The sequence below is a fragment of the Devosia sp. genome (genome assembly GCF_028290645.1).
Taxonomy (GTDB): Bacteria; Pseudomonadota; Alphaproteobacteria; order Rhizobiales; family Devosiaceae; genus Devosia_A.
Genome location: NZ_JAQGJL010000345.1, coordinates 1 through 10,262, shown reverse-complemented (window position 1 = coordinate 10,262; position 10,262 = coordinate 1). Strand labels below are relative to the sequence as shown.

9 protein-coding genes are annotated in these 10,262 nt (G+C 67.2%); 5 read left to right on the top strand and 4 right to left on the bottom strand.

Annotation, left to right across the window (positions count from 1 at the left end):
* The 3 genes from JWQ89_RS18380 to JWQ89_RS18370 form a co-directional block, all read left to right on the top strand.
* On the top strand, positions 1-3,425 hold a 3,425-nt coding region (locus JWQ89_RS18380), incomplete at its 5' end, for an NAD-glutamate dehydrogenase domain-containing protein (RefSeq protein WP_299643330.1).
* 54 nt (positions 3,426-3,479) lie between these two features.
* Entirely contained in the window at positions 3,480-3,692 is a 213-nt protein-coding gene (locus tag JWQ89_RS18375; protein ID WP_299643328.1) for a type II toxin-antitoxin system VapB family antitoxin, read from the top strand.
* Complete coding sequence (locus JWQ89_RS18370; RefSeq protein ID WP_299643326.1) at positions 3,689-4,084, top strand: PIN domain nuclease; 396 nt, start codon at positions 3,689-3,691, stop codon at positions 4,082-4,084. The genes JWQ89_RS18375 and JWQ89_RS18370 overlap by 4 nt, the downstream gene beginning before the upstream one ends.
* On the opposite strand, the gene purH is transcribed toward JWQ89_RS18370, so the two are convergent.
* From purH to htpX, 4 genes are all read right to left on the bottom strand, one after another.
* Complete coding sequence (gene purH / locus JWQ89_RS18365) at positions 4,081-5,670, bottom strand: bifunctional phosphoribosylaminoimidazolecarboxamide formyltransferase/IMP cyclohydrolase (RefSeq protein ID WP_299643323.1); 1,590 nt, start codon at positions 5,668-5,670, stop codon at positions 4,081-4,083. The two genes, JWQ89_RS18370 and purH, sit on opposite strands and share 4 nt — an antisense overlap.
* A 122-nt stretch (positions 5,671-5,792) precedes the next feature.
* Positions 5,793-7,427 (bottom strand): heparinase II/III family protein, encoded by a 1,635-nt coding sequence (locus JWQ89_RS18360; RefSeq protein WP_299643321.1) that lies wholly within the window; start codon positions 7,425-7,427, stop codon positions 5,793-5,795.
* Between the two features lie 79 nt (positions 7,428-7,506).
* The gene (locus JWQ89_RS18355; RefSeq protein WP_299643319.1) at positions 7,507-8,805 is read right to left on the bottom strand and encodes an RsmB/NOP family class I SAM-dependent RNA methyltransferase; all 1,299 of its coding nucleotides are present in this window, start codon (positions 8,803-8,805) and stop codon (positions 7,507-7,509) included.
* Positions 8,806-8,809: 4 nt separating this feature from the next.
* Positions 8,810-9,796: a zinc metalloprotease HtpX gene (gene htpX / locus JWQ89_RS18350; protein WP_299643317.1), complete on the bottom strand. Its 987-nt coding sequence runs from the start codon at positions 9,794-9,796 to the stop codon at positions 8,810-8,812.
* Positions 9,797-9,891: 95 nt separating this feature from the next.
* On the opposite strand from htpX, the gene JWQ89_RS18345 reads away from it, so the two are divergent.
* Entirely contained in the window at positions 9,892-10,083 is a 192-nt protein-coding gene (locus JWQ89_RS18345; RefSeq protein WP_299643316.1) for a DUF1674 domain-containing protein, read from the top strand.
* A 57-nt stretch (positions 10,084-10,140) separates the two neighbouring features.
* A partial coding sequence (locus tag JWQ89_RS18340; RefSeq protein ID WP_299643332.1) for an AbrB/MazE/SpoVT family DNA-binding domain-containing protein occupies positions 10,141-10,262 on the top strand: 122 nt, incomplete at its 3' end.

Here is a 10,262-nt window from a genome sequence, read left to right as displayed (position 1 = left end):
AAGGCGAGCTGGTGCGGGTACATTTCATCATCGGGCGCAATGGCGGGGTGACGCCGACGCCGAGCCGCGAGGAGCTCGAGCAGGGGGTGGCGGAGCGCATCCGCACCTTTGGCGACCGCCTGCTGGCGGCGGCGCCGGAGCCGGCGGCGATCGCGGACTATATCGAGGCGTTCCCGCCGGATTACCAGGCGGTGCACACAGCGGAAGCGGCGCTCGCCGATATCGCGGTGATCGGCCTGTTGCCGGACGAGCGGGCGATCGCGCTGCGGCTCGACGGGCGCGAGGGCGGCGACAGCGCGCTGGGCCTCAAGGTCTATCACCGGGGGAGCCCGATCCCACTCAGCGACCGCGTACCGATGCTCGAGAATTTCGGCTTCCGGGTGATCGACGAGGACACGTTCACGGTGAAGCCGCTGCACGGGTCGGAGACCTATGTGCACGACATGATGCTCGAGGCCGATAGCGGACTTGACCTCGAGGACCGCGTGCTCGGCGAAAAGATCGAGAACGCCATCCTCGCGGTATGGCGGCGCGAAGCCGAGAGCGACGGGCTCAACCAGCTGACCCTCACGGCGGGGCTCGCCTGGGACGATGTCGAGGTGCTGCGGGCGCTGACCCGGTATCTGAAGCAGGTCGGCATCCCCTATTCTCGCGACTACCTCAACGGCGTCATGGCGCGGCATGCCGATGTGTCGGCGGCACTGGTGACGCTGTTCCACGCCGAGAACGATCCGCACTTTGCCGGGGACCGGAAGCGGTCGGTGGCCAGTGCCCGCGGGATCATCGCCGCGGCGGTGGAGGCGACGACCTCGCTCGACGAGGACCGCATCCTCAGGCGCTACCTGAACCTCTGCGAAGCGGTGGTGCGGACCAATGCCTATCAGCGCGACCAGAGTGGCGCGCGGCGGCCGGCGCTGGCGCTGAAGTTCGATTGCTCGCTGGTCGAAGGGCTGCCGGAGCCAAAGCCCTATCGCGAGATCTTCGTCTATTCGCCGCGGGTCGAGGGGCTGCATCTGCGGTTCGGGCCGATCGCGCGCGGCGGGCTCAGGTGGTCCGACCGGCCGGAGGATTTCCGCACCGAGGTGCTGGGGCTGGTGAAGGCGCAGCAGGTGAAGAACGCCATCATCGTGCCGGTGGGCGCCAAGGGCGCGTTCGTCCCCAAGCAGATGCCGCTGGGCGCCGATCGCGAGACGGTGCTGCGCGAGGGAACCAGCTGCTACAAGATCTTCGTCTCGACCCTGCTCGACGTCACCGACAATCTCGACATCGACACGATCGTGCCGCCGCCCGACGTGGTGCGGCGCGACGGCGACGACCCGTACCTGGTGGTCGCCGCTGACAAGGGCACGGCGAGCTTTTCGGATACCGCCAACGCCATCGCCATCGGCCGGGACTTCTGGCTCGGCGACGCCTTCGCCTCGGGCGGATCGGCGGGCTACGACCACAAGAAGATGGGGATCACGGCGCGCGGCGGCTGGGAGGCGGTGAAGCGGCATTTCCGCGAGCTCGACCGCGACATCCAGGCGACGCCGTTCACCGTGGTCGGCGTCGGCGACATGAGCGGCGACGTGTTCGGCAACGCCATGCTGCTATCGCCCCAGACCCGACTGATCGCGGCGTTCGACCATCGCGACATCTTCATCGATCCCGATCCGGATCCGACGGTCAGCATGGCGGAGCGGCTGCGGCTGTTCCAGCTGCCGCGCTCGAGCTGGCAGGACTACAACCTGGAGCTGCTGTCGAGGGGCGGCGGGGTCTATTCGCGCAGCCTGAAGACCGTGGCGCTCTTCGCCGAGGCGCGGAAGGCGCTGGGGCTCAACTCCGACGCGGTGGCGCCCAACGACGTGATCCGCGCCATCCTCAAGGCGCAGGTCGACCTGCTCTGGTTCGGCGGCATCGGCACCTATGTGCGCTCGAGCGCCGAGACCGATGCGCAGGCCGGCGACAAGGCGAACGACGCGGTGCGGATCAGCGGCGCCGACATCCGCGCGCTGGTGGTAGGCGAGGGCGCCAACCTCGCGCTGACGCAACTGGGCCGGGTCGAGTATGCGCTCAAGGGCGGGCGGATCAACACCGACGCGATCGACAATTCGGCGGGAGTGAACTCGTCCGATCTCGAGGTGAACATCAAGATCGCGCTCGGAACGCTGACCCGGACGGGACAGCTAACCACGCAGGTGCGCAACGAATTCCTCGCCTCGATGACCGACGAGGTGGCGGAACTGTGTTTGAAGAACAATTACCTGCAGACCCTGGCGCTGAGCGTCGAGGAGCACCGGGGGCTTGCCGGTTTCCCCGAGCACCTGGCGCTGATCGAGGCGCTGGAAGCGGCGGGCGAGCTCAGCCGGGCGGTGGAGTTCATCCCCGACAACGCGGCGCTGCGGCACCGGGCGCAGGGTGGCAAGGGCCTGACCCGCCCGGAACTGGCGGTGCTGCTGGCTTACGCCAAGAACGTCACCAATGCGGATCTGCTGAAGAGCGGCGTGCCGGACGATCCCTATCTCGGCCGCGAGCTCTACCGCTATTTCCCGGAGCGGCTGATCGAGACGTTCGAGGATACCGTCACCAACCATCGGCTGCGGCGCGAGGTGATCGCGACGGTGCTGTCTAACGCGATGATCAATCGCGGCGGGCCGGGCTTCGTCAACGAGATGATGGCCGCCTCGAGCGCCGATGCCGGGCAGGTGGCTGCCGCCTATGCGGCGGCGCGCGACGTCTACGGCACGCCGGAGCTCAACCGTGTCATCGATGGGCTCGACGGGGCGGTGCCGGGCAAGACCCAGCTGACGCTCTACACCGAGGTGCAGACGCTGCTGAAGCGCGAGACGCTGTGGTTCCTGAGGAACGGGCGGTTCGACGAAGGCCTGCGGCCGCTGGTCGATCGCTACCAGGAGGGTATCGCCGAAGTGCGGGCGATGATCCCGGGGCTGCTCGGCCCCTATCTCGAGGGGCTGGTCACGGAACGGGCCGGCCGGCTCGAAGCGGCGGGCGTGGTGCGCGAAATGGCGCGGCGTTTCGCGGAGCTGCCGGTGCTGTCGCTCGGCACGGACATCGTCCTCGTCGCGGAAAAAGCGCAGACGCCGGTCGCGGATACGGCCGAGGCCTTCATCGGGGTCCTCGACCTGTTCGGGCTGGGACGAGTGCTCGAAGAGGGCAACGCCATTGTCCTCGGCGACAAGTTCGACCGCATGGCGCTCGACCGGGCGCTCGCCAACCTGCTGCGCGCACAGCGCGACCTCACCGCCGACGCACTGGCGTCGGGCGCAGGCTCGGTTGCCGCGCGCCTGGCCGCCTGGCGCGACGGGCGGCCCGAGGCGATCGAGCGGGTTGCAAGCGCGGTGCGCGGCCTCACCGAGGGCGAGATGACGGTGTCGAGGCTGAGTGTGGCGGCCGGACTGCTGGGGGATCTGGCGCGGGTAGGTTGAAGCGCGACGCCGCGATGTGTATGTTTGCTGAAGATCATACACATGGAGGCCGGTATGCGTACGAATATCGACATCGATGACGAGTTGCTCGCAGAGGCAATGACATTGGGTGGTCAGAAGACCAAAAAGCAGGCTGTCGAAGACGGATTGCGAGCATTCATCCGCGCCCGGCGACAGGAGCAGGCGATGAAGAATCTGGACGGGATCGGCTGGGATGGCGATCTTGATGAGATACGCGCCGGATGGAGTACCGAGGCGGCTGAGTGATCGTTGTAGATAGCTCAGTCTGGGTCGGCTACTTCAAGCGACAGGACATACCGCAGGTTCATGCGCTACGGGCGCTGGACCGCGGCAGCATCCTCGTTGGCGACGTGGTCCTGCTGGAGATACTGCAGGGGGCAAGTACGGAGGCGCAGGCCGGCCGCCTCGAAAGGGAACTCCGTGAGCTGACCATCGCCAGAATGTTTGGCCCTCAGATCGCTGTCGATGCCGCGCGTAACTATCGAACGCTGCGGCGGCTGGGGATCACGCTCCGCAAGACGGCCGACAACATCATCGCTACCTATTGTATCAACAATGGCCATCAGTTGCTGCATAACGATCGGGATTTCGGCCCGTTCGAGGCGCATCTGGGACTGCAGGTCTATCGCGCCTACTAGTGCCGGAAGTGGCGCATCCCCGTCATCACCATCGCAATCCCCGCTGCATCCGCCGCGTCGATCACCGCCTGGTCGTTCATCGAGCCGCCGGGCTGGATGACCGCTGTGGCGCCGGCTTCGACGGCGGCGAGCATGCCATCGGGGAAGGGGAAGAAGGCGTCGGAGGCGACGACGGAGCCCTTGGTGAGAGCGCCTTCGATACCGGCGGCTCCGGCGGCGTCGATGGCCTTCCTATGCGCGACGCGTGAGGAGTCGAGCCGGCTCATCTGGCCGGCGCCGATGCCGACCGTGGCGCCGTCCTTGACGTAGACGATGGCGTTCGACTTGACGTGCTTGGCGACCTTCATGGCGATCTTCAAATCGCGCAGTTCCGCCTCGGTCGGGGCCTTCCTCGTCACCACGCGGAACTCGGTATCGTCGACATTGCGGTTGTCACGACCCTGCACCAATAGCCCGCCGGCCAGCGATTTCACCGTCAGGCCGTCGCCCTTGGGGTCGGCGAGCGCGCCGGTGAGCAGCAGGCGCAGGTTCTTCTTTGCGGCGACGATGCGGATCGCTTCCTCGGTGGCGTCGGGGGCGACGATCACCTCGGTGAACACCTTGACGATCTCGACCGCCGTCGCTTCGTCGATCGTCTGGTTGAGTGCCACGATGCCGCCGAAGGCGCTGACCGGATCAGTGCGGAGCGCCAGCCGATAGGCCTCGATCAGCGATGCGCCGGTGGCGAAGCCGCAGGGGTTGGCGTGCTTGATGATGGCGACGGCCGGCACCGCCGGATCGAACTCGGAGACCAGCTCGAAGGCGGCGTCGGTGTCGTTGAGGTTGTTGTAGCTCAGCGACTTGCCCTGCACCTGGCGGGCGGTGGCGACGCCTGGGCGCGGCTCGCCGGTGGTGTAGAAGGCGGCCCACTGGTGCGGGTTCTCGCCGTAGCGCATCACTTCCTTCAGCCGGCCGGCGAAGGAGCGGTAGGGCATTTGGGGGTAGTCCAGGGTCCGCGCGAACCAGTTCGAGATTACCGAGTCGTAGGCGGCGGTGCGGGCATAGGCCTTGGCGGCGAGCCGCTGGCGCATGTCATAGGGCACGCCGCCAGTCCGGCGCATCTGCTCCAGCACCGCGTCGTAGTCGCTGGGATCGACGATGACCGTGACATAGGCATGGTTCTTGGCCGCCGACCGGATCATCGCCGGGCCGCCGATATCGATGTTCTCGATGGTCTCGTCATAGGAGGCGCCCTTGGCGATCGTCTCCTCGAACGGGTAGAGGTTTACCACGACGAGGTCGATGGCGCCGATCTGGTGCTCGTCCATCGAGGCCTGGTGCGTCGGGTTATCGCGCACCGACAGCAAGCCGCCATGCACCTTGGGATGCAGGGTCTTGACCCGGCCGTCCATCATTTCGGGAAAGCCGGTGAGATCGGAGATGTCGCGCACCGCGGCGCCGGTTCCGGCGATCAGCTTGTGGGTGCCGCCGGTCGAGACCAGCTCGACGCCGAGCCCGGCCAGCGCCTTGGCAAAATCGGCCACGCCGGTCTTGTCGAAGACGGAGAGCAGCGCGCGCTTGACCGGAACCACCTTGCCGTCGGACATGCCAGAACTTCCCGCGATGTGTTGAGTTGGCGGCTCGCTAGCACGTGGGGCGGTGAATTGTGAATGGTGAATTGTGAATGGGGGCCCTCCATTCACCGTTCACGATTGGCCATTCACCCCGATCAGCCCTCTTCCAGCGTAAAGATCCAGCTCACTTCGTTGGCGTCGGCGGCCAGCACTTCCAGCACCAGCTGCTTGGTGCGGTGGAAGCCGAAATAGGCGGATTGGCGGACACTGTCTTCGACGCGCATCTCGGCGCCTTCCCACAGGAAGGTCCAGACGGCGCCGGAGTTCAGGCGGAGGCGGACGAGGTCGTCGGTCAGTTGCACCTCGGTCTGGTGGGCGAGGTGGAAGCGGATGGCGACGGCGCCGGAGACACGGGGGCGGTGGCGTACGAAGCGGTCCTGGCCGACCAGCGTCTTGCCCTCGGCGAGGAGCGTCAGGTGGCGCTCGATGGTGACGCCGAAGCGCTCGGCATAGCCGTGCGAGGCAATGATCAGGGTGTCGTCGGCGCTGCGCGCTTCGATCTCGCCCGGCGGGCCGAGCTGGATGAGACGGCCGGCGAGCGGGCCCGAGGGGGCGATGGCGGCGGCGGAGAGTGCGTTGATGGTGGGCGCAGAGTGGGCGATGCCCTGGCGGAACAACAGCGCGTCGTCGTAGTCGGTGGGCGCCGGGCCGCAATTGCAGACGACGAGGTCGCGGCCGTGGCTGAATTCGAAGGCCAGCGCGCTGGCATGGGCGTGGGCGGTGAAGGCGGGGTCGGGCACGAGGCCGGAATCGGCGACGACGATCGAGCGTCCGGCGATCAGCCGTCCGTAGCCGCCGGCGATGCCGGTCTGCCGGGCGCGGGCCGGGTTCTGCGCCTGGACGGCAACAATAAGGTCGTGCGGCATCTGGCCGGTGCCGTTGAAATAGGCAGGCTCGCCCGTGCCGAGCGAGATGGCGTCGAGCGCCCGGTGCATGCTTTCGGTGAGCTCCTCGAGATCGTTGGAGGCCTGCTCGTGATCGCGGCGCAGCGCCTGCTTGATGGTGATCAGTTCGACCAACAGCTGCACCTGGGTCTTGGCCGAGCGCGAGCGGTGCAATCCGTCCTCGTCGATCTGCTCTTCGATGAGATGGAGGACGCGGCGGACGCGGGCCTCGACCTCGCTATCCGGGCGATCCGAGCACAGCGCCACGCCGACGAGGGCGACGGCGACCAGCAGCGCATCCACCGGGTCGGTGGCGAGGAGGCCCCGGATCTTCAGCGAGGAGATCTGGGTTGAGAGCGAGCGCGAAATCTGCTGGCTCTGCTCGAGCGTCGCCCCCTCGAGGAGGATGTTGTAGTGCCTCAGCCAGTTGAGGACCCGCCGCGCGGTCAGCGCCGGGCTCCAGGTGTCGCGGTTGAACTGGCCCTCGCGGCCGATCCAGTCGAGCGTCAGGGTGCGGGCGAAGCGGCGCTCCTCGTCGGTGCGCGCATCACGGAAATGGCGCAGCCAGGCGAAGGCCTGCAGGTCGTCCTGCCAGTCGTCGTGATCGACCTCGAGCGAAAAGGGTGAGACGCCGTGGGTGTCGACGAGCTTGCTCGCCAGCAGGTAGCGGCCTTGCATGATCTCGAGCACGGTTTCGCGGTCGGTCGGCCGGAACTCGCTCAGCGCCCCGATCAGGTCCTCGTTGCCCGGGCCGGTCCAGGTCCAGCGGATGAGCGGATTGGTGACGACGTGATCGGCCGCCGACAGCAATGTGCGGCGTGCGAGGAAACGCAGCGAATGTGCCAAGTCTACGTCCTCACATACGTTTGGCCGGCGGGCTCTGATAGGCTCGCACGGGCGACTTGCCAAGGGCTGGTCAAGTTATCTAGCGCCGCCTGAAGCGCGCAACGAAGAACCCGTCGAGCGTGCCGCCCTTATCCCCAGGAACCAGCATGCCGGGGTGGGTGCGGACGTAGCCCTCGGGGGTGACGGCGCCGGGCAGCCCGGGGAGTTCATCGGCGCTGATCGGCGCGGGAGCGACATCGTCGCGCGCGGCGAGCCAGCGGGCCTGCTCCTCGCCTTCCGCCGGCTCGAGCGAGCAGACGCAGTAAACGAGCAGCCCGCCCGGATTGAGCCACGCTATCGCCCGGTCGATGAACCGTTTCTGAAGGGCGACACGGCCGGCGATGTCGGAGCCGTCGCGGTGCCAGATCACCTCGGGGTGGCGACGGAAGGTGCCGGTGGCGGAGCAGGGGGCGTCGAGCAGGATGCCGTCGAATTTCTGCGCCGGTTCCCAGCCCAGCGCATCGGCGGTGACGATTTCGGGGGTCATCGCCAGCCGGGCGAGGTTCTGCGCCATGCGGGCGACGCGCTCGGGTTCGTTGTCGATGGCAGTGACGGCGTAGCCGGCGTTCACCAGCTGGGCCGTCTTGCCGCCCGGGGCGGCGCAGAGATCGAGGACGCGGGCCCCTTGGGCGAGAGTGAGGAGCCGTGCCGGAATGGCAGCGGCGGCGTCCTGCACCCACCAGCGGCCGGTATCGAATCCGGCGAGGGCCTCGACCGGGCGGTCGCGCTCGTCGATGCGGACGGTATCGGCAAGGACCGGGGCGGCGCTGAGGTCTTCGATCAGCGCGGGATCGCTGTCCTTGAGAGTCAGGTCGAGCGGCGCGCCGTCGATCAGGGCATCGGCGAAATCCTCCAGCGCGTCTTCGCCGTAGAGGTCGCGCCACAGCGGACCGAGGGTGTCGGGGAACAGCGCCTGGTGCGGCAGTTGGCGCAGCGCATGCGCTTCGCCCTGGGCGCGGCGGAGCACGGCGTTCATCAGCTTCGACAGGTGCTGGCTCTTGGCATCCCGCTTGCTGGCTTCGACGGCGAGGAAGATGGCGCTGTGGTCGCCGAGTTCAGGCAGGAACACCAGATGGGCGAGGCTCAGGCGCAAAATGGCTTCGAAGGCGCCGGATTTCTTGGGGATGCCGCGATCGAGGAAGCGGGCGATCATCAGGTTGAGCTGGCCGTGGCGGCGGATGGCGGTGGTGACCAGCCGGTTGGCCAGCGCCCGGTCGCGGCCGTCGGCGATCTCGGCCACGGAAAAGGGGGCGAAGTTCGCCCCCTTGAGCACCTTGTCGAGCTGCTCGGCGGCAAGCAGCCGGAGTTTCAGCCCCGGCGGATGTTTTTGTTTCTGCAAGCGCTCAGCCCCAAGGTCCGCGGCTGCTATTGCCATTCTCGCTCGAGCCTGTCGAGGGGACACGCCAGCCGCCACCGGTATTGCGGGGAGCAGCGCTGGGGGCGCCGAAGCGCGGTTCGGCGCGGCGGCCGGTGCCATCGACCTGCATTTCGCCGGCGATCCGCTGCAGCTGCGCGATGCGATTCTCGACCGCCGGGTGGGTCGAGAACAGGTTGTCCATGCGCTGCCCGCTGAGCGGGTTGAAGATGTAGAGATGCGCCTGGGCCGGGTTGCGCTCCGCCGCGACGTTCACCGTGCGCTGGGCGAGCTGGCTGATCTTGTTGAGCGCTGAGGCCAGCGCCAGCGGATCGCCAGAGATTTCGGCGCCGTCCTTGTCGGCCTCGTATTCGCGGGTGCGGCTCACCGCCATCTGGACCAGCGCCGCGGCGAGCGGGGCGACAATTGCCGCGACCAGCACGCCGATCACGCCGAACGGATTGTTGCGCGAGTTGCCGCCGCCGAAGAACAGGCCGAACTGCGCCAGCATGGAGATGGCGCCGGCGAAGGTGGCGGTGATGGTCATGGTGAGCGTGTCGCGATTCTTGATATGCGAGAGCTCATGGGAGATCACCGCGGCGACTTCGCGCGGCTCGAGATAACGCAACAGGCCCGCCGACACGGCGACCGCGGCGTGCTCGGGGTCGCGCCCGGTGGCGAAGGCGTTGGGCTGCTCGGTGTTGATGACGTAGAGTTTCGGCGTCGGTATGCCGGCGCGCTGCGACAGGGCCTCGACGGTGGCATAGAGGTCCGGCTGGCTCCGCGGATCGACCGGCTGGGCGTTCTGCATGCGCAGCACCAGCTTGTCGGAATTCCAGTAGCCGAAGAGGTTGGTGACGACCGCGACGCCGAGCGCGATCAGCATGCCGCCCTGGCCGCCGATGAAATATCCCACCGCCATGAAGATGGCGGTGAGCGCCGCGAGCAGCACGGTAGTGCGGAGGAAGTTGAGCATTGCGCTTAAGTCTTGTACCTCGATTGGGTATGGTGCCCCAATAGATGGGCTGGTTGAAGGTTCCCGGCAAGAGAACCTCACCAAGCGGTAATCCGATGAGCGACGAAACCGGTGCACAAAAGCCCCTGAGCCCCGCCGCCCAGCGCGCCCTGGCGGAAGCCGAAGCGCGCCGCAAGGCGATCGACGAGAAGGCGGCGGCCGGAAAGTCGGAGAAGGGCGGCCGCGGCGGCCTCGACCCGGCGCGCTATGGCGACTGGGAGATCAAGGGGCTGACGGCGGACTTTTGAGCCTTGAAATGACCGCGGGATGATATACATTGCTCCAGTGTATATCAGGAGGTGGTCATGAAAGTTGCGAAGTGGGGGAATAGCCTTGCTATTCGGTTGCCGGCTTCCGTCGTGGATGCCCTCAAGCTGACGGAGGGCGACGACATCGAGTTGCATGCCGAAGGGGTTCGCGACCTCAG

Bases quoted from the DNA above. Each gene is read 5' to 3' on its own strand.
- JWQ89_RS18345 (WP_299643316.1), top strand. From the start codon at position 9,892: ATGAGCGACGAAACCGGTGCACAAAAGCCCCTGAGCCCCGCCGCCCAG.
- htpX (WP_299643317.1), bottom strand. From the start codon at position 9,796: ATGCTCAACTTCCTCCGCACTACCGTGCTGCTCGCGGCGCTCACCGCC.
- purH (WP_299643323.1), bottom strand. From the start codon at position 5,670: ATGTCCGACGGCAAGGTGGTTCCGGTCAAGCGCGCGCTGCTCTCCGTC.
- JWQ89_RS18375 (WP_299643328.1), top strand. From the start codon at position 3,480: ATGCGTACGAATATCGACATCGATGACGAGTTGCTCGCAGAGGCAATG.